15 protein-coding genes are annotated in these 18,461 nt (G+C 45.4%); 7 read left to right on the forward strand and 8 right to left on the reverse strand.

Going from position 1 to position 18,461, the window contains the following annotated elements:
* The first annotated feature begins 2 nt into the window (after positions 1–2).
* From DFR27_RS02865 to DFR27_RS02885, 5 genes are all read left to right on the forward strand, one after another.
* Entirely contained in the window at positions 3–1,748 is a 1,746-nt protein-coding gene (locus DFR27_RS02865; protein ID WP_211327540.1) for a methyltransferase, read from the forward strand.
* A 380-nt stretch (positions 1,749–2,128) separates the two neighbouring features.
* Positions 2,129–2,461 (forward strand): HVO_A0114 family putative DNA-binding protein, encoded by a 333-nt coding sequence (locus DFR27_RS02870; RefSeq protein ID WP_121875942.1) that lies wholly within the window; start codon positions 2,129–2,131, stop codon positions 2,459–2,461.
* A complete protein-coding gene (locus DFR27_RS02875) occupies positions 2,448–3,749 on the forward strand; it encodes a DNA cytosine methyltransferase (RefSeq protein WP_245962589.1) in 1,302 nt (433 codons plus the stop codon). Before DFR27_RS02870 ends, DFR27_RS02875 begins: the two co-directional genes overlap by 14 nt.
* A gap of 5 nt (positions 3,750–3,754) precedes the next feature.
* A complete protein-coding gene (locus DFR27_RS12630; RefSeq protein ID WP_211327541.1) occupies positions 3,755–5,980 on the forward strand; it encodes an McrB family protein in 2,226 nt (741 codons plus the stop codon).
* A gap of 26 nt (positions 5,981–6,006) precedes the next feature.
* Positions 6,007–8,517, forward strand: coding sequence for a restriction endonuclease-like protein (locus DFR27_RS02885; RefSeq protein WP_121875944.1), 2,511 nt, complete (start codon positions 6,007–6,009; stop codon positions 8,515–8,517).
* A 407-nt stretch (positions 8,518–8,924) separates the two neighbouring features.
* Here DFR27_RS02885 and DFR27_RS12635 read toward each other — a convergent pair whose 3' ends face one another.
* The 7 genes from DFR27_RS12635 to DFR27_RS02920 all read right to left on the reverse strand — a co-directional run bounded on the left by DFR27_RS12635 (position 8,925) and on the right by DFR27_RS02920 (position 14,630).
* Positions 8,925–9,155, reverse strand: a complete 231-nt coding sequence (locus DFR27_RS12635) for a hypothetical protein (RefSeq protein WP_211327542.1) — start codon at positions 9,153–9,155, stop codon at positions 8,925–8,927.
* Between the two features lie 28 nt (positions 9,156–9,183).
* A complete protein-coding gene (locus DFR27_RS02895) occupies positions 9,184–9,393 on the reverse strand; it encodes a hypothetical protein (RefSeq protein ID WP_105216139.1) in 210 nt (69 codons plus the stop codon).
* Positions 9,390–10,406 (reverse strand): hypothetical protein, encoded by a 1,017-nt coding sequence (locus tag DFR27_RS02900; RefSeq protein ID WP_147434504.1) that lies wholly within the window; start codon positions 10,404–10,406, stop codon positions 9,390–9,392. Before DFR27_RS02900 ends, DFR27_RS02895 begins: the two co-directional genes overlap by 4 nt.
* A gap of 165 nt (positions 10,407–10,571) precedes the next feature.
* Positions 10,572–12,602: a DUF2075 domain-containing protein gene (locus tag DFR27_RS02905; protein ID WP_121875946.1), complete on the reverse strand. Its 2,031-nt coding sequence runs from the start codon at positions 12,600–12,602 to the stop codon at positions 10,572–10,574.
* Between the two features lie 3 nt (positions 12,603–12,605).
* A complete protein-coding gene (locus tag DFR27_RS02910; protein ID WP_121875947.1) occupies positions 12,606–12,956 on the reverse strand; it encodes a nucleotide pyrophosphohydrolase in 351 nt (116 codons plus the stop codon).
* Positions 12,957–13,070: 114 nt separating this feature from the next.
* Positions 13,071–13,430: a hypothetical protein gene (locus DFR27_RS02915; RefSeq protein ID WP_121875948.1), complete on the reverse strand. Its 360-nt coding sequence runs from the start codon at positions 13,428–13,430 to the stop codon at positions 13,071–13,073.
* Between the two features lie 195 nt (positions 13,431–13,625).
* Positions 13,626–14,630, reverse strand: a complete 1,005-nt coding sequence (locus DFR27_RS02920; protein WP_121875949.1) for an RDD family protein — start codon at positions 14,628–14,630, stop codon at positions 13,626–13,628.
* A gap of 180 nt (positions 14,631–14,810) precedes the next feature.
* Between DFR27_RS02920 and DFR27_RS02930 the strand changes: the two genes are divergently transcribed.
* Both DFR27_RS02930 and DFR27_RS02940 read left to right on the forward strand, forming a co-directional pair.
* Positions 14,811–15,677, forward strand: coding sequence for a restriction endonuclease (locus DFR27_RS02930; protein WP_121875950.1), 867 nt, complete (start codon positions 14,811–14,813; stop codon positions 15,675–15,677).
* A 389-nt stretch (positions 15,678–16,066) separates the two neighbouring features.
* The gene (locus tag DFR27_RS02940; RefSeq protein ID WP_121875952.1) at positions 16,067–16,615 is read left to right on the forward strand and encodes a hypothetical protein; all 549 of its coding nucleotides are present in this window, start codon (positions 16,067–16,069) and stop codon (positions 16,613–16,615) included.
* A 195-nt stretch (positions 16,616–16,810) separates the two neighbouring features.
* Here DFR27_RS02940 and DFR27_RS02945 read toward each other — a convergent pair whose 3' ends face one another.
* Positions 16,811–18,232: a DUF1254 domain-containing protein gene (locus DFR27_RS02945; protein ID WP_211327543.1), complete on the reverse strand. Its 1,422-nt coding sequence runs from the start codon at positions 18,230–18,232 to the stop codon at positions 16,811–16,813.
* Positions 18,233–18,461: the final 229 nt, after the last annotated feature.

The raw sequence follows: 18,461 nt of genomic DNA on the forward strand, positions 1-18,461 counted from the left end.
GTTTGACCGATTTCTACGAAAGCCAAGCCGAAGAGCTGGCGGCGCAATACAATGCGATTGCGGCGCCCTCGGTTCACGACAGCTGGAAGGACTACTGGCCAACACAAGACCAGCCTATTACCGCGCTGGACGTTGGTGCGGGTACCGGTCGCGATGCCAAATGGTTGGCCGAGCTTGGCGCTGAAGTGTATGCCGTAGAACCAGCGCAGGCGATGCGCGCAATTGGTAAGCAATACACGCAATACCTCAATTCCACTACCCACGTAACTTGGCTGGATGATGCCTTACCTGGTTTGGCCACAACTCATCAGCTTGGACTGCGCTTCGATCTCATTCTTGTTAGTGCCGTGTGGATGCACATTCCCAAGGGTGAACGTCAGCGTGCTTTTCGTAAGCTCACTAACCTCTTAGCACCCAACGGTAAGTTAGTGATTACGCTTCGTCATGGTGAGTTCACTGATGGCAGAACTACCCATGGGGTAAGCGTTAGCGAGCTGGAGGCCTTTGCCAAACACCACGGTATGCTGGTTAAGCACGTAGGCACAGATGGGGATCAGCTAAAGCGCGGTAATGTGTGGTGGGAGACGGTGGTGTTGCAACTACCGGACGACGGCTCAGGTGAGCTACTTAAGGTCCGTCATGCATTGGTGAACGACAGTAAGTCCGCTACCTATAAGCTGGCCTTACTCAGATCACTAGTTCGTATTGCTGATACCCATGCGGGTTGCGTGGTAGATAAGTCAGACGGCAGGGTAGCTATTCCGCTGGGCTTGGTGGCGTTGTACTGGGCGAAACAGTACAAAAAGCTCTTACAGTTCCCCATTCAAAAACCAGTGAATGCCAACGAGGTTGATCCGTGCCATTGGGGTATTCAACAGGCCACGAATACCAGCCGAGGTTTGGGTTTTGTGAAGGAAGGTTGGCGTACTCTAGGCCATCTTCAGGCGGATGACCTACACATTGGGGGAGTTTTTCTGGCAGAAGAAGCCAAAGCAATTAGCTCCTTACTCAGTGACAGCGCAAAAACTATTAAAGAGATGCCCGTTAAGCACCTGTGGCACAAGGAAAAGACCAACTACCTGTTTGAAGTGAATCGCCGCTCCGTTAGAAAGGCCGATTCAGTGGTGCTTGATAAAACCTACTTCGAAAGCTTTGGTGAGTTCATCTTGGATGAATCCCTCTGGCAGTGCTTTAAGGTATTCGGCAGCTGGATTGAACCGCTGATTGTTAATCAATGGGTGGCCCTCATGCAAAGCTACCCGCTTAACGCTAAACGACAACTCAGCCAGGAACACTACCGCGCCGCCTTGGCTTGGATTGATGCTGACCACGATACCTCTCAGGCACGAAAACGCGCCGACGAATTGCGTAAAGACGGCTACGATCTCCGATCGGTATGGAGTGGTAAGTTAGTAAGCGATAACTACCATATGGACCATTGTGTTCCTTTTGCTCACTGGCCCAGTAATGATCTTTGGAATTTACTTCCAACCACCGCCAAGGAGAACCTGAGTAAGAGCGATAAGGTGCCGAGTCAGGCTAAGCTCATTAAGGCAAAGGCCCAAGTGATCAGCTGGTGGCAGGATGCCTGGGATAACAGCTCAACCAAATCGACTTTTATGATTCAAAGTGCGATGGCGCTGCCGGGGTTAAGTGGTGAAGTGAATAGCTTTGATGAGGTGTATGAAGCCATGACGGTTCAGGTTCGAGGAGTGAAGGATCGGTTGTTGGTGAGGGAGTGGGTGTAATGGATTTGATATCTACGTTGTTTGCAGGTTATTTTAGTGTGGCAAGGATGGCTAGCAGCGCGAATAAAATAGCGTGGGATTGTAGGCTCATAGCGTACCGACAGCCAATAGAAGTTTAAAGCCTAAGGCGAACAATACGGCTAAAGTGCGTGTAGCGTGACCTATGAAAACGCGGCTTATTGTCTTCCTAGGCGAAAAATATCCTTGCGCTATTATCAGTTGTTGATAAGATATGGAAGGCATGTATAGGCATACAGTTGTTTCGAATGAGCAAACGCTGTTTTACACTCGCTCTGTTGCTTTGTCACTTTGAGCATCGGAAGGGAATTTAGAGAGTAGCGAGCAAGCAAATAATTCGAGCAAGCAATACGAGTTACTCAATGAAAAACGCTAAACAATCGCGCTGTGTAATCGGGATTAAGGGACAAAGCCCCGACCCAGATTATCCCATCGATATCTGGTTCGATTCGCTGAAATCGGTGGCCAATGTGCTGTCGAGAGAAAACCGACAGTTGTTAAAAATAATTGCTGAGAAACAGCCGCAGTCGGTAACTGAGCTGGCCACGCTTACAGGCAGAGCGGTTAGTAATGTGTCGAGAACATTGAAAACATTGAGCAAGTACAACTTAGTTGAAATGCAAAGTACAAAAAACATGCTTCGCCCTACAGTCAACCATCAAAATTTTTTAATAGTAGTTAATGATGAGAAATAAGAACGACATCCTTCTGCAAGCGGAAGAAATTATTAAACCTTTAGCACTAGAGCATGTGCCACAAGCCAGTAACGTCGCAGCAGTAGTTGATCAATGGCTGCACGCCATTGCGACTGATAGCCAGTTTTACTGTAATCCTGATGTCTGCAAACCAGCACAGCTAAAGAAAAGTGTAATAACTCAGTTACAACATAATGGTTTATATACAAAGCGAGACACATTCTTTGACGATGTTTTCGGTGGCTTAAATTTGAAGCCTGAATTTGATACTAAATTTCGTTTTATCGACCTATTTGCGGGAATAGGTGGGATCAGATTAGGCGCTCAATCTAACGGTGGGGCTTGTGTATTTTCTTCGGAGTTCGATACGTTCGCTCAAAATACCTATTCATGTAACCATGGCGAGTACCCATTTGGTGACATAACAAACATTCGGGAAAAGAACATTCCAGATCACGATCTTTTATTAGCGGGATTCCCCTGTCAACCATTCAGCTATTCAGGGCGCTGTGAAGGTTTTGAGGATAAAACGAGAGGCACATTATTTTTTGATGTTCTTAGAATATTGGAGCAAAAAAAACCAAAGTTTGCACTTTTAGAGAACGTGAAAGGTTTTAAATCCCATAACAACGGGGAGACTATGTTTATAGCGCTTAAAGCGTTAGATGAAGCAGGTTATGTCCCTCATTGGACTATTCTGAATAGCTACGATTATGGTGTGCCGCAATATCGAGAAAGGTGGTACTGCGTAGCTATTCGAAAGGATCTCGGTATTACTGATTTTTCATTTCCAGACTTTAAAGATAGAAAAACTAAACTTAAAGACATAGTCGACTTAAGCGATGATGATGAGTCTTTATCAATTACGAATTTTGAGAAAAATAGAATTAAGTATCATTTTGATAATTATGAAAAACAGGAAAGAGTTCAGCATGACAACTCAATGTATGAACCTCATACGAAGAAAGGAAGACATGGAGTATTTTCATTTTTGAAGCCTGATGGCGCTCTTAGGTTTCATGTTGGAGACGTTGCAAAAACTCAGATACAAGAAGCGTTTTACGCTAGCTTAGAAACGTATGCGCCTACTATTATTGCCAATCGAGTCCCGAAATTATGGGATATTCAACGAAAGCTATCTGTAACAGAATCGTTGCGTCTCCAAGGCTTTCCTGATGAATTTCATTTTAGAGTTTCCAAAGCTCAAGCATATAAGCAACTAGGTAACTCCGTGACTCTAAACGTTGTCCAAGCAATTATTGGGAATATTATAAAAATTAAGGACTGATTATTATGGCGTACTTGTCTTTATCTAAAATCCAAGACGCAAGAACCTATGTTGAACAAAACATAAGACAGCCCGAGACCTTTATGGGATTAGTGTTGTTTTTGATATGTGTCGTAGAGAGAAAGAGAAATGGTTCTTATCTAAAGTCAGATATGAATCGGTTTTCAAAGCTTGCGGATGATGCTTTCTACTTATCTAATGCACCGTCGTCGTACTCAGCTAGGTACTGGTTTGCATTACTCACAAATGACTGGGTTGATCAAGTCAGAGATCACTTTCTCAAAGGAAATAAAGTTTCGGCAAATAAAGTTATGCAGTCACTTTTTTGGCGAGACAGCTTTGTCGAGCTTGAATCCAAAGCCAGTTTAATTCCAAACGATATTTTAGAGTCACTATTCATAGTAGATCTCGATGAATCAGAATTCAATCAACCCAGCAACGTAACAGCAGCTGATTTTTTAAGTAATTATGGGGGGACACAAGAAGCATTAACCATCAAATTCGATGGTACTTTTGTAAAGAAAAAAGCCGGAGATTTGAGTGCTGGGCCTTTTGGGCAGACCTTGTATGCAGCTAGGGAAATAAAAAAGATAATATCAATTTATGACTTTGACTTTATAGAGAAATTCGACTTGTCTTCTGAATACGCAAGGCCAAGCGTTAAACTTGATGTGATTGTTAATGCGATAAAAGAGAAATTTAGCTTATGGATGTTAAGTAAAGGTTTGTCTGAAGCAACCGCATCATCGTATTCTGGATCCGGAATCGCCTACTGCGATAAGTTCACAAGTAATATCACTGCCAATGTACGTAGTTTTTATCAATTAAACTCTGAACAAGTATTAGCCGCTTTAGGTGAACTTGAGCAGGTAGCTGAATGGATGCAAGCTGATGAAAGTGGTAATCGAATGTATAGTGCCGCTTGCAAAAAGCTAGCTGAATTCTTGGATGAAGAGTATTCGAGTTCATTTACGACCTTATCCAAACCATTTCTCCTACTCGCTGGTATCTCAGGCACGGGTAAAACCCGCTTTGTACGTGAGCAAGCAAAAGCTTCAGGCAAATTTACTGAAACCTATTGTTTAACTTCTGTACGACCCGACTGGAATGAGCCGAGTGATTTACTTGGTTACATATCGCGCCTAAATGGCGCTGCTGAATACATTACCACCGATGTATTGCAGTTTATCGCCAAAGCTTGGCGTGCCATTACTGATAGCGGCTTAGCCGTTGAAGTACAGGAGAGAGAGGGCCAAGGTAAGCGTTTAGTAGTGGCAGGCGAACGGAATGAATTAAATAGGGTATTGCCTTATTGGTTGTGCTTGGACGAAATGAATCTTGCCCCCGTTGAACAGTATTTCGCTGACTATTTATCGGTAATGGAAACCCGCGAATGGCGTTGGACCGACGAGAGCTTCACCTACGGCAGTGATGCCTTATTAAAACCTGCCACTATCAACGAGGTCGCTGATAAAGAAAAGCTACGCGAAGCGCTAGGCTTTAAAGGTACACAATACGATGAGCTGTGGGGGCATATTTGCCTGTATGGTTTAGGTATACCGTTTAACCTGCTTGTCGCTGGCACGGTAAATATGGATGAAACCACACATGGCTTCTCACGAAAAGTAATTGATCGTGCGCTGAGCTTTGATTTCGGTGCCTTTTTCCCGAACGATTATAACGACTTTTTCACTCCGACTAGTTGTAATAAGCGTCTAAGTTATCCCATTTGGTCAAATGCTAATAAAGCAGACTTAGCCAATACCTTCGACACTGATGGTACAAAAACGGTGGTGTTTTTATCGGCTGTCAATGCAGTGCTTAAAAACACACCCTTTGAATTGGCATTCCGTGCTTTAAATGAACTCCTTCTGGCTGTTGCCAGTAGTCAACCACAAGATGATGCGGCCCTAAAAGCCGTGTGGGATGACTTTATGATGTGTAAAGTTTTACCGCGTATAGAAGGTGATACCGACAAGCTCACCACATCAGATGGTAAGGGTTTATTGGAAGAGCTTAATACTGTGCTAGCTACTCAGTTAGCTCTGATTTGGGAAACATCTGAAACGGACGAGGTGAATTGGCGCCCCGACTTATATCGCGAGAAAATCGTGGCCGATGGTGCTACGGATGAGGAAAACGTACTTCGCATAACTTGCCGTTCGAAAGCAAAGTTGGAGTGGATGAGTGATCGATTAGCTAGTGCCACGTTTACCAGTTTCTGGCCTTAAACAATTGGCTAGGGGAGGGTGAATAGATGCCGGAGTTATTAAGGCTTAAAACAGACGAATTTTTATTCACCGTCAAATCGAAGTCTATTGAAAATAAAAGCCAAACTTTCAATAGAACAATGCACACACGCCGTTCTGGAGGCTCTGAAGTATTTATTAGAGTTGAGCCTGCACTAAAACTAAGCGAAGCACCAAGAGGTTTTTGCGATGGGGCGTGTTCGCTTTTGCGCGCAGTGGAAGATCTAAATCATTGCGATCAAGTGAATATAGATACTCCTATATTTTTTGAGAATACGCTTTATCAGATTGAGTGGATATTTCTGCAAGACGCTCAACGCGCGAGACTAAATCATCGCTCTAAGTCGGTTTGTGATTCATTTATCTTTACATCTAGTGAAGACGGATTAAGTGCGCGTTTAACCGGTACCATCAATACTGGCAACGATGTGGGGTGGTTAAGTTTACCAGTTACTTTTGAGTTGAATGGAGAAACGCAAACCCAACACATAGCGTTTGAAGTACTACCAACCAAAATGGCAATGCACCAAGACTTGCCTGCTATGTACGAAACCATCGACAGAGTTTACCCACTTTGGCGCTTTAGTTTAGTAGAGAAAACACAGCAAGACGCTGCGGCTAGCCAACAACGCGGGAATTTTCCACTCATGTGGTTGGCGAATTTTGCCTCATTAAGGGAGCGCTTTGAGCAAGGTTTAAAGGTGATTTGTGCCGCGCCTCATAGTCGCTTACAACCCACGGTGGCCCAGATAAAGGCCGCCAAGTTAAAAGGTCGTTTGTCACATAAATTAGCCGAGCGAGTGAAGCAAGACTTTGCGAACGGCCAGTACGATAAGCGCTACTCGATCGAGAAAAAGCAGCTGAGTGTCGACACCCCAGAAAACCGTTTTATCAAAATGGCGGTGAGTAAAAGCAAACGGCAATTAGCAGCGTTCGAGCAAAAGCTTAGGGAAACTAATGAATCGCCAGAGCGGCAACGGTTGTCGGATTCATTTCTGAGCGAACTTCATAGTTGGCAGCAACCGCTGCAAAAAGTGTTGGGCCAAAGTTTTCTAAAAGAGGTTGGTGCGTACTCTGGGTTAAGCAGCGAGTCGTTAGTTCTGCAGCAAAAAACAGGTTACAGCGCGGCCTATCGTGTTTGGCAAGAGCTGAAATTTTATTTAGATGTGCTTGGTAATCAATCGAGTATTTCGATTAAATCGGTGGCTGAGATTTACGAAGTGTGGTGCTTTTTGTGTTTGAAACAGATTTTAGAGCACGACCTTGGCTTTGAGATGGTGGAAAACAACGCGACGAAGCTTGCTCAGAATGATTTTTTTGAGTACCAGCTAAAGGATGGTTTTGCCGGCGCTTTTAGTTTTAAACGAAGTGATGGCGTCACTGCTAGGTTGGCGCACGAGCCTAAATTTACCAAAAAAGGTAAAACCATTCGTTCCTACTTAGTTAACCAAGAGCCGGATATCGTTTTGGAAGTCACTTTGCCAAAAGACGCGAGCTCAGCTGTAGGTTCATCGGAACAAAGGCAGTTTGTTTGGCTGTTTGATGCCAAGTACCGTATTAAAACCGATAGAAGTCGCTTTGATGATAGTGATGAAGATATTGAAGGTACCGATTACGTCCCAGATGATGCCATTAACCAAATGCACCGTTATCGTGATGCGCTGATACGTTTATCAGAGCCACGCGTGCCGCATTCTGCTTCAGGTTCCATTGTAGGACAACCTAGTAAGAAAAGCCGTCCTGTTTTTGGAGCGTTCGCTTTATACCCCGGATTTTTTGATCAATCCATAACACCTAATCCTTACGCAACCGCAATAGAAGAAGTGGGTATTGGCGCATTTGCATTACTACCGAGCCAGGATGAGAGCGGGTATTCTGGCCACCAGTGGTTGTTAGAGTTCTTGCAAGCTCAGATTGGAAGAGCTCCGAGTACGGCGATAGGGCGAGGCAATAAGATAAATTATCCGTTGGCCAGTCTGGCTGAAAAACTCTATGTACAAGAGGCTGCACGCATACCGTATTACGGCATGCGACAAGTACTTTATCCTGATCTAACTATGTCAGCGTCTTTGAGTGGACAACGTGGCCGAGATAAAGGCTATTTTGAAAAATTTGAGCAAGGCACAGCAGAGTGGTATCACCTTCCGAAAAGCACATTTCTTAACAAGTTCAAGCAGCACATCGCAGAGGAGATTAGGTATTTAGCGTTGGCAACGACTTCAGAGATGCAAAGCTCAACCAAGAAAATTGACAAACTTTGGCCGGTGAAACGAGCGTCGCTCGTACCTCGTTATACCATTACCGAGGATCAAGCAGGTAAACAGTCAGACTCAGCTGATTTGTACTATTTATTCGAACTAGGCAAGCCGCTCTTGCTACAGACACCGGTAACCAATGTTCCACATCGGCCAATGAAAAATTCAATGAAACTTACAACGTTATCGCGCCTTGAGGGCGCAACTCAGTTTGCCGAGGTTGAAAAAGTATACGAGGAGGCATTGTCGGTCCCTATTCGATAATTAATTTCTTATTAAGTCTGTCTTATTTTAGGGAAGGGACCAAATAACCCCGGTGCCTTAAGGACGTGGTTGATTAACTCGTTACCTGCATCACCGCATAAGTATCTTAGCAGTGATGATTGAAGGCTCATTTTCATAGCCCTTTGAGGCCAAGTCAGTTACTTTCTCGCGGATATCCTCTGGCGACAAGAAATGCCACCCTTTTGAATTTAAGAATTCACGTATTTCTTTGGACTTAGATTGATATACATTGCCCGCGGCTAATCCTAGAGTAATTTCTGTTTCATTTGTACCCATTCCTAAGTCAATTAAGTCCTGCTTCATACGTGAAAAAACAATGTTTCGATAGTTATCGCAAGTGAATAGCTTATACCTACCTTCGGGAATTTCGTGTTTCTGCTGAAGCTCTATAGCTCGCTCAATTTGACGCCTGGAGAGTCGAGGTGTGACTTGGCCTCGAAGGCAATGATCTCATTTTTTTCTTGTTTAAAGGCAAGAATGTCAACTTCTGGTCGTGGAATTGAGTGCTTACCAATATCACGCTTTTCTTGCTTAGTAAGGTTTACTTTAAAAGACTGTTTAACCCAGTACCCGTCGTGCTCCAGCAATGTTTTTATTAATCCTTCAAAGTAATCCATGAACTCTCCTGTGCACGTAACGCCCAAATCAGCGGCTAGCTTTAGCTAGTCCGCTGGATTTGCTTGTTAGCTGCTCTTCTCGACTAACTGAGTAATCTCGTACCTGTATGTCTTTGCGAGCTTTCTTGATAGAAGTTGCAAATTGAATTACATATTCTCGGTCATTCTTTAACTGCAACTCTCTATCACTTATATCGTTATTAAATATTTTTACAATAAAGTTTATGACTTGATTCATGCCACACTCCTAGATTTGTTTGTGTGAAACTCATACTGCCACTTCTTAATTGAGTTTAGTGTAAGTTCTAAATCTATTCTTCGGCAAATATCCGAAAAAATTTCTGATATTGCTTCTGATTGCTGTTCATCCAAAGGGTCACATAGCCTACGACCGTAAGTTACAATTGAAATAATGTAGTTATCTCTATAATCACTGTTAACAGTGAAAGCTGGATAGCAAAAAACACTACCATCTCCGGTACGACCATCCCTTTCGGACAAGTAGTATTTTCCCTTTTTGTGGGCTTGTCTTTTACATGCGTGGAAAACAGGCTCTCCAATCGAAAGACACTCAGCGGCAGCAGACTTCCCTTCGATCAGCTTGATCGCTTTTGTGTGCTTCCAACTTCGATTAGTCTCGTATTCGTAATACCAAGTGTCACTTTGGGGATCATTGTGCATTATTGTTATGCAGATTTGATTACGTTTAAGGGAAAAGTTATTTAGTAATAGCGATTCAATTTCACCTAAAATTAAGTTTATCTGCTCTTTAGGTTGAGTGATCTGTTTGAAAGTATTTCCGTTTGGCTTTAACTTCCCAGATTCGTCTTTAAATCTATCTAACTTTTTTTGTACCACCCTTGTGGTAAGCAATGTAAAGCCTTCAAGAAACTTTTTGTAAGCATCCCCAGATTGCTCTTCATACCAATCCGCAATGCCTCGGATTAGTAAAGCTAGCAATGAAACAACAATTAAGATTGAAAATGCGACTTCATGCTTATCTGTGTGGTTTTTTATTATATCCCATTGCTCTCCCCATACATCTAATGTAATGAAATATGCACCTGTAAAACCTGGCAAGAATACTTGTAAAAACCTGTTTCTTATAGTCCTGACTACTGTATTTTCATAAAGAACTTTTCTGAAAAGCTTTCTATGAAAATACCTAGACTGTTCAAAGAATAAACTAAGCAACCAAATGGCAACCACCCCAACTACGATAATCATCTGGTTGTTTGACACATTTTCCAATCTTATATTTCCTTTTGTATATTCAATTTAAGCACAATGCTACGATGGAGCAGCTAACTAATTAATTATACGGAAGCGTTTCTAGCTAATCCGTAAAACAGACTTTGCAAGAGTCTTCCTTTTAACAACATACTCCACGACTAACGCTGCATGGTCATTTTAAAATCACTCCAAACTCGCCAACATCGCCGCCTCAGCCTTCGCGACCCAACCCCTTATCTCGTCCACTTCAACGCCATACTTCGCAGCACACTCCGCCACCTTACTTGCGTCACCACGCACGGTATCCACGATCTCTTTTTTAATCACGGGCGGCAGCTCACTGCGCTTAAACTTCTGCGCTAATGCCGTTTTAAAGTACGCGCGTGTTTCGGCATCTTCGCTGTATACATACGCGCCTTTTTGACCTCGCGTGAGTAGAGTGCGGTAGGTGTTCTTAATGATTTCGTCGGCGCGTTGGTGTGCCAGTGTCGGGTTTTCTTTGAGCAGCTTTTTAAAGCCCTTTAGGGTTTGGTCTTGGCTCGATCGTGCTAGGCCATTGGTGATTACTTCGCCATCGCGAATGATTAAATCGGGGCCGATAATCACGCCCACGTAATCGAGCTCTAAGCCCTGACATGTATGAATACAGCCCACTTCGCTAACCGATTCTTCGTGAATGATCCAATGCATGCCATAGTCGGCTAGGTTCCAGCGTGCTTTAAACTCAAAACCCTCGAATGCAATGTCGTAGGCTTTTGGGTCTTTCTTGCTGGTCCAATTCCAGCAGTAGCCCGCCACTATGCGGGCTTTGTTGTTGATGAGGTTCTTGGCTTTAATGATGTGCTCTAGTTCATCGGGTGAGTCGAGCACCTGTAGGTCGAACTCTTCTGTATCAAGCTTAATATTGGCGGTTTCTCGAATATTCAGTGTGTTGTCGAGCCACGCTAAGTAGGCGTCGGAACCGTTACAGCGGAACTGCGACTTAAGATCGAGCTCAATCACTTCTGCGTTAAGAAGGCTAGCCCATTGTTTGATGGCATCTACCGAGCCGATGTCTTTTATGTGAATGCGCTGCGCTTCATCAATGAAAAACACCGAGCACTTGGCGGCGCTGATGATTTCTTTAATTTGGTTTTCGCCCAGGTTTTGGAACATGCCCGACTTTTCGTTTAAGCGGTGGGCTTCGTCTACCAGCAGTAGGTCGAAGAAGTTTTCGTCTGAATTAACGTAGCTGCCCGAACCTTTGAACAAATTGTCGATGTTGGTTTTCTTCAAAGTACCCGTGAGTTTGGATTTGAACACTTCCCGTGGGGCAGAGTTACGAGAAATGTATTGCGCCACGGCTTGTCGCTTCGTGGCCTCAACGAGTAAATTGATAGCGAGTACTGACTTTCCGGTGCCGGGGCCGCCTTTAATTACCACTACCTGTTTGTGTGGTTTTTGGGTGGCGGTAGTTAGGGCTTGCAGTACCTCTTCGTAACAGACCTTCTGGTCGTCGAGTAAGATGAACTCTTGATTGCCGCTGATCATCGATGCCAATGAATCGGCTAGATTCTTCGACGGCTTAATCTTGCCGTGTTCAATGCGATACATCAGATCGGTTTTGTCACCGTAGCGGATATGCTCGGCGAGGAATTTTTGTAGCTTCGCGAAATCACTTTTAATGAACACGGGGGCTTTCAGCACATGATCGCTGTAGCACGGGTCGTTGATGGCATCGCGGTTGGTTAAGTTGTGTAGGTGCGCACAGGGCACGAGTTTGGCGTTCATTTGGCGCACGGTGGCGTTGTAGTCTTCGATATGCGCGGCGTAACTCCATGCCTGATACGACGGGTGGTTGGTTGTTCGTAAACCGCCACCTAAGTAGGTTTTTACAATGCCGTCGAGCGGGGTGCTTTCTACCTCGCTCCATTGTTTTAGTTCGATAATAACGGCGGTGCTTTGTTGGTTTTGGTTTTCACCGGTCAGCACCAAATCAATCCGCTTCGAGGTAAGCGGAATGTTGTACTCAATGGCCACGCCGGCATCATCAGGAATGCTGGCATGGTTTAACACATTGCCCATATGGGTGAGTGAATTCTTCCACGAAAGTAGCTCATTTTTGGCAACTTTCGTGCCTAATCGCTGCAGAACCTTCTCTTCAACGATATTGGCAATGGCATCACTGGATGCGTCGGTTACAAACTGAGCTTTGCTTTGGCTGTAAACGATCATCGACTAGTACTCGTTGTACTTCTTAGCCGAACCCTTCACCAGCTCGGCGGGGTACTTGGCTTCGTTCTTAAGGATTTTGTTTTCGATGATGGTTTTAGGGTCTAGCTTGAGTTTATCGGCCAGCAGTAGGGCGAAGGTCAATACGTCGGCGAGTTCGTCGCTGAGCTTTTCGCGATCAATGCTGGCGATGTCGTCGTCGGAGTTCTTCCACAAGAACAGTTCATTCAGCTCGGCGGCTTCAATGGAGAGCGCAAGGGCGAGGTTTTTCGCATCGTGGAACTGAGCCCAATCGCGCTCGTCGCGGAAAGCTCTTAGCTTTTCGGTAAGTAGACTGATGTCTGATGGAGTACTCACGCGCTATCCTTGCTTGGTGATTAGGCAACTAATGTAGCGTAAAACTACCTTTTTGGGTAGGTGCTAATTCACTCGCTGAAGCCGAAATCGCTCATCAATGTCAATCACGAGGAATTAATCGCTCGGTAGTGAGCATCTGATTAGTATAAATTCTTCACCGGTTCGAGGATGAATGCTAACTAGCATGCCGTTTCGTATCTCCCATTGATGGCTACCAGTGTAGTGATTGCCATCGAAGGTAAACTCATAATCGATCTTGATGACATTTTCGGCTAGCCACTCTACTGCGGTAACGTGCTTTCTTGCGCCGTAGCCGTGAATAACGTGTTTTTTAATACCTGCCAGAGCGTCGGTACTTCTTTCGCCTTCATTGCAGTGACGGTCCCAAGTGCCCCAAAGCGACTGTGGAATTGACGGCGGCTCTGCCTTCGCGGGCATGGCTAATAGCATCGCGCATAAGAAGATATGTTTCATTCATGGGCCTTGAATTATCTGTTGGGTTTGATCGGTTTGTTGTTAAATAGGTTGCCAGATCAGCGAAGTTTCGACAACACCGAGGTTCGGTTGAATAGTTGGGCGGTTGTGGTGGCTCGCCTTGCCAGGTCGAGCCCCCAGACGACTCGTGCTATGCGCTCGCTGGGGGAGTTGTCGTGGCTAGCGCTAACTTAGTTACAACATCCCGTCTGAGAGCTCACTCAATAGGAAATCATGCGAATGAGTGCTCGACTTAGACCAAATACCTATGTCGTATCCGTGTACAAAAGTTACGTTGATAACGTCTTGGTTTACGGCGTTAGGGTAGGTTTGCATTACCAATTTAGCGATTTCTTTGGCACGTTCTCGGTCGTCAACCGAATCCTGGCCGATTTGAGCTGTGGCGCTAACGTAGTTGAGGTTATGGGAATCCCCGTCTCGCCAGATGGTGTTTGTGCCGATGGTGACTCCGACTTGGATGACGTCAGCTTCTTCAGAAAGGGCGAGCTGTGCCGCTAATAACTCTTGAAAGGGCTGTTGTTCGAGCAGTTTCTCGCTTAACACCGGTGCTAATGCGGCAAGTACCACAAGTAGCCCCGTAACAACCCAGTGCCCATTCCATACTGCTCGAGGTGCTTCGTATTTTGCATCGGATTTTACCACGTAGGTGCCGGTAATAACGTCGTGTAACGACTGCCTAGTGCGGCGATTAAATATGATCAGATAGGTGATAACGAAAATGCCGCCAAAAAGCAGGATTGAGAGTGGGTAGACCGCTACCGACATTAATAATTCCATTGAAATCGGGGCGCCATTAAGCAAAAAAGGTACCGCAAGAATGCTGTAGCGTGCCATCGAGCGGCCGAGCCCGATTAGCTGGTTGTTTCGATCAACAACAACGATACCGAGTAGACGTTTTCCTAAGGTTTTTCCACCGCCGATTCGACTGTTCAACACACCGAAGTAAGCAATGCCAACGCCAAAGCCGACCAGTCGTGCCCAACCTCCTAGCTCGATAAAAATGCTTTCGAACAACGAACCCAGTAAGAAGCCAACGAAAGCCAAAATCGACACATCAATAACGTACCCTAAAACTCGTCGCCAGAAGCCGGCAATCCATTCTGGTGTTGGTTTAGGTGTGGTTGTTTCAGTCGTTGGTGCGGCGTTTGGAGTTAGATCGGAAGTAGTAGCTGTTGTCATGGGTTGAACGCCTTGCTGCTTAGTTGTTTTTGTTTGCTATTATATTTTTAATTTCTGCCGTTACATTATCGCAAAAACTAAAATTGAGGTAGGAGTTCGCGTCAATAAAACAGTTGACCACTCACCCATAACTCGTAAAGCTAAGAGCTTATGGAGCCACTAGTAATAAGGATGTAGGAAATGGCAAAACGGAAGGACCTAGGCGTCTATGATATTCTCGCGAGCTTCCCGTGGTGGGTAAGTGTCATTGTTGCCTCGTTGGTGTATTGCTTTTTGAAATTCGCGCTGCCGCTAATAAGTTTCGACAATCAAATCTTTGATGTGGTGGCTCGGTCATTTTCTCAAGTTGCCTGGGTTTTCGGTCTCACACTGTTGATGCCGGCGTTAGTGGGTCCCGTTATTCGAGCACGAAAGCGTCGTTTGCTAGATACCCAACAGGGTATTAGTACTATTCGGAGTTTGTCTTGGCGCGATTTTGAGCTGTTGGTAGCTGAAGTTTTCCGTCGTAAAGGTTATGCGGTCATCGAGAACGACGGGGTAGGTGCCGACGGCGGTATCGATATGAAACTGCGCAAAGACGGCGCCCTGCATTTAGTGCAGTGCAAGCATTGGCAGCAGTACAAGGTAGGCGTGCCCATTATTCGCGAGATGTACGGAGTCATGGTGGCAGAGCATGCACTGAGTACCACCATCGTAACATCGGGCGTGTTTACCCAGCAGGCGCAAGACTTCGCTCGCGATAAGCCCATTGACCTAATAAACGGCGCAGCGTTGGTTGCCTGGATGAAACAGGCTCAGTCGGGCTCTGTGAAAGCAGCGGGTGATGCCGAGTACAGCAACGCGGGAGAGTCTTCCGCCGCTTCGCCGAAGGTTGAAGATAAGCCGATTTCAACTGAAGCTCCGAGTACAAATGATGACTCGATGGAGTGCCCGAAGTGCGATAGCCCATTGGTGTTACGCACGGCAACGAAGGGCGACTATGCGGGGCGTCAGTTTTACGGTTGCTCGAGTTTTCCGAGTTGTCGGTATATTAGGAACTTGGCGTAGTGGAGCATCGTGATTTTATGCAGGGTCTGCGTTTATGAAGTCGAAGTGGCGATTTAGTGTTAACAAATTTTGCGTCGGCGCGGGGATAGCGTGCGTAATCAGTTTGGTCACAGGGTTACTCGCTTACTATTACGGTAACGACGACTTATCTGACAACGCGATTCTACTTTACATCTTGTTTGTGTTGGTATTTTTGCTATCCGTTTTTGTTGTTCTGCTTCGCCGGGCCAATCTTTCAAAGTATGCTTATATTTTTTACAGGCCGTTTGCGATCGTTGGCGCCATCTTCGTCGCGTTCATATTTTATTGGATGGTGATACCAGTGATCGCCGTTATCTCCTGAATAAACAGAAAAAAAAGTACTGAATCCATCGAGGCTGTGAGAGAACATGGTTGAAAAATTAAAAGGCGTATTCGGCCTGTTGTTTGGCGGTCTATTAGCCGTCAAGCTTATTCAATCGGTAATTATCCTTGAAGATCCTTTTGTGGTTGCGGTGTATTTCACGCTATCACTAACCTTTCTTTACGTTGGCGTAATTCAGCTAGATGCCTTGAATCATCTACGTCGACTATTCGGCCTTATCGAGGGAGTCGTCATTACTGTGTCTCCCAATCAAATGATCGCAAAGAACTTGAATAACGCTAAAACCGCTCGCCTCACGCGTAAAAACCCGCACCCGAGAATGCTTTCGGGTAACTTCCGTGAACTAGAGGCGGATTTCAAGGAAGTTATCGGTCAATTAGCGCTGAAGCGACGGGCGAAACTTAATGTAATGATTACGTTAAACGGTAAAAGCGAAGGCGGTTATACAGATATCGAAAGCCGCGCATTTCGGGAGGCCATTCTATCGAGTGGTGTGAACGAGGTGTATTTAAGCAAGCAAAACGTATCGGATGAAAAAGCCTACGGCATTTTAATTGAGGGTAAGATTGAGTAAAAGATCAAAACGGTTCCTTGTTCTTCGATTAATCCAGTGCGATGTATTCACCCTAGTATAACCTACAAACGCTCCCCAGCTTTAGCTTGAAATTCACGAAGAAACTAAGCAAGTGAGGTAGCTTCGGCACAGCAAAAAGCACCGAAGCCAGGGACGACGTGTTACGGCCGTCCCCGATAACCGGTTGCTAGTAAGCTACTCGCTCACCTTCTGCACCGCTGGAATTTCCCATGTCCCATCGAGTATTGAAGGCGACTCTTCGGAGGGCCAGTAGAGGCGAAGCATAAGGGTGAATCGGCCAGATGGTGAAGGAAGCCAGTTAGACTCCTTCTCGGGGCCTGGGTTGCTATGCTGTAGGTAGAGGTCTAAAGAGCCATCTGCATTCAATTTATAATCATTGCGAGAACTGATGGTATAACGATTGAGCGGATTATCTACGAAGAAATAATCCTCGTTATACATCGTCAGAGACCAAAAGCCTTCAACCGGCGGAACTTGGCCTTTCGGAAAATGCATGACGTAATTATTTTCGCCCGAATAGTGGTTTCCTTCAGTGTCCCGCTCCAACGTTGGATAAATAGCATCCTGAGGGCGATTTGCGCCTAAACCTATTGCTGTAATGAGGGCGCGCTGGAGGTAGTCTGTCTCATAGATACCCGTCTGCGTGGTAAATAACCACCCGTTAATATTTTCGCCGGCACTTGAGAAATGTCCCATGATCTTCGCAACGGCTGATTTAGGTACACCCTCCATCGCAGCCTGCACATCAGCATCAAACTGGGTGACGTCAAATGGCTTTCCTGCCTCAATGCCAAGTTCGGCCATCTTTTCAATAATTGGCGCGTCTGCGGCAGAGGCTGGGTTGTTAACCATCAATGTTGCCAGCAAGTTGAAGTAGCTGGCGATGTCTAGGTCGTGGACCTGATCACGCACAGCGGTGTTCATGTCAACACTGGTATCAACATTACCGGCAGCTGGGGTAAATGGTTGATCATAATAGCTAAGCGGAGTGAGTGAGATGTCATCTTGCATCCTGTGGACCTTGGCGTAGTCTTCAGGCGTGCCATCACAATAGATACGCCCAAGAAGCCATACGATGCTAGTAGGTGACTTATATTCAGTTACGCCATCAGGAAGCTCGCCAGCCCAGCCAGGACCGGTAATAGCGTACTTCTGCGGGCCCGTTCCGGTAGTGCGTTTACCCGGTACCTGAAAAACGTCGGTCCAACCACTAAGCATGGGGAAGAGCGCGTAGCGATTATCCGAATCAGGTAGACTTAGAATCCAGGGCTCATTGGTTACGTCAACCCAAGCCGAGGTATAAAGTGTGTCTGCATTGGGGGCCGTCACATCGCGGAATTCAGCTGTAGGATAGGACCGGTACTTTAGCAGATGCCCCATGGGCGCCCTCGCGCCGTCTGGCTCAGGGACATTGGTCATTACTCGGCGAGTCATTTCCATGGTAACTAATGGGTAGCCAAAAATATAAGCTTCCTCTGCAATCTGCTGTGCTTCTTGTGCAGACAGAGTTTTGGCAGGTGGCGAGCACGCCGTTAAAACGGATAAGGGTAATAGCACTACAAGTATGTAAAGAATGTTCCTAAAGATTCGCATCATGTTTCTCCGCAGCAGTCTTTTAATCGCAATAATTGCATTTTGTAGGGTGATTAGTTAACTAAGTTAGCGCAAAGCTAATTAAAAGGGTAGTGCACAGCTTGAACCCAAGCTTTGGTCGTGGTTAACATCTCTTGAAATAAATAATCCTGATAAAGCAAGTCATGAGTGGCGATTGTGTACCCACCTAAATCTCCGTGACAGATTCGTTCATTAAGGATGTTAACGTGAA

Origin of the sequence: Umboniibacter marinipuniceus, from assembly GCF_003688415.1 — a bacterium.
Lineage (GTDB): Bacteria > Pseudomonadota > Gammaproteobacteria > Pseudomonadales > DSM-25080 > Umboniibacter > Umboniibacter marinipuniceus.

What these genes read in the sequence shown, in the direction of transcription:
- DFR27_RS02870 (WP_121875942.1), top strand. Translation starts at nt 2,129, where the DNA reads ATGAAAAACGCTAAACAATCGCGCTGTGTAATCGGGATTAAGGGACAA.
- DFR27_RS02875 (WP_245962589.1), top strand. Translation starts at nt 2,448, where the DNA reads ATGATGAGAAATAAGAACGACATCCTTCTGCAAGCGGAAGAAATTATT.
- DFR27_RS12630 (WP_211327541.1), top strand. Translation starts at nt 3,755, where the DNA reads ATGGCGTACTTGTCTTTATCTAAAATCCAAGACGCAAGAACCTATGTT.
- DFR27_RS02885 (WP_121875944.1), top strand. Translation starts at nt 6,007, where the DNA reads ATGCCGGAGTTATTAAGGCTTAAAACAGACGAATTTTTATTCACCGTC.
- DFR27_RS12635 (WP_211327542.1), bottom strand. Translation starts at nt 9,155, where the DNA reads ATGGATTACTTTGAAGGATTAATAAAAACATTGCTGGAGCACGACGGG.
- DFR27_RS02895 (WP_105216139.1), bottom strand. Translation starts at nt 9,393, where the DNA reads ATGAATCAAGTCATAAACTTTATTGTAAAAATATTTAATAACGATATA.
- DFR27_RS02905 (WP_121875946.1), bottom strand. Translation starts at nt 12,602, where the DNA reads ATGATCGTTTACAGCCAAAGCAAAGCTCAGTTTGTAACCGACGCATCC.
- DFR27_RS02915 (WP_121875948.1), bottom strand. Translation starts at nt 13,430, where the DNA reads ATGAAACATATCTTCTTATGCGCGATGCTATTAGCCATGCCCGCGAAG.
- DFR27_RS02920 (WP_121875949.1), bottom strand. Translation starts at nt 14,630, where the DNA reads ATGACAACAGCTACTACTTCCGATCTAACTCCAAACGCCGCACCAACG.
- DFR27_RS02930 (WP_121875950.1), top strand. Translation starts at nt 14,811, where the DNA reads ATGGCAAAACGGAAGGACCTAGGCGTCTATGATATTCTCGCGAGCTTC.
- DFR27_RS02940 (WP_121875952.1), top strand. Translation starts at nt 16,067, where the DNA reads ATGGTTGAAAAATTAAAAGGCGTATTCGGCCTGTTGTTTGGCGGTCTA.
- DFR27_RS02945 (WP_211327543.1), bottom strand. Translation starts at nt 18,232, where the DNA reads ATGATGCGAATCTTTAGGAACATTCTTTACATACTTGTAGTGCTATTA.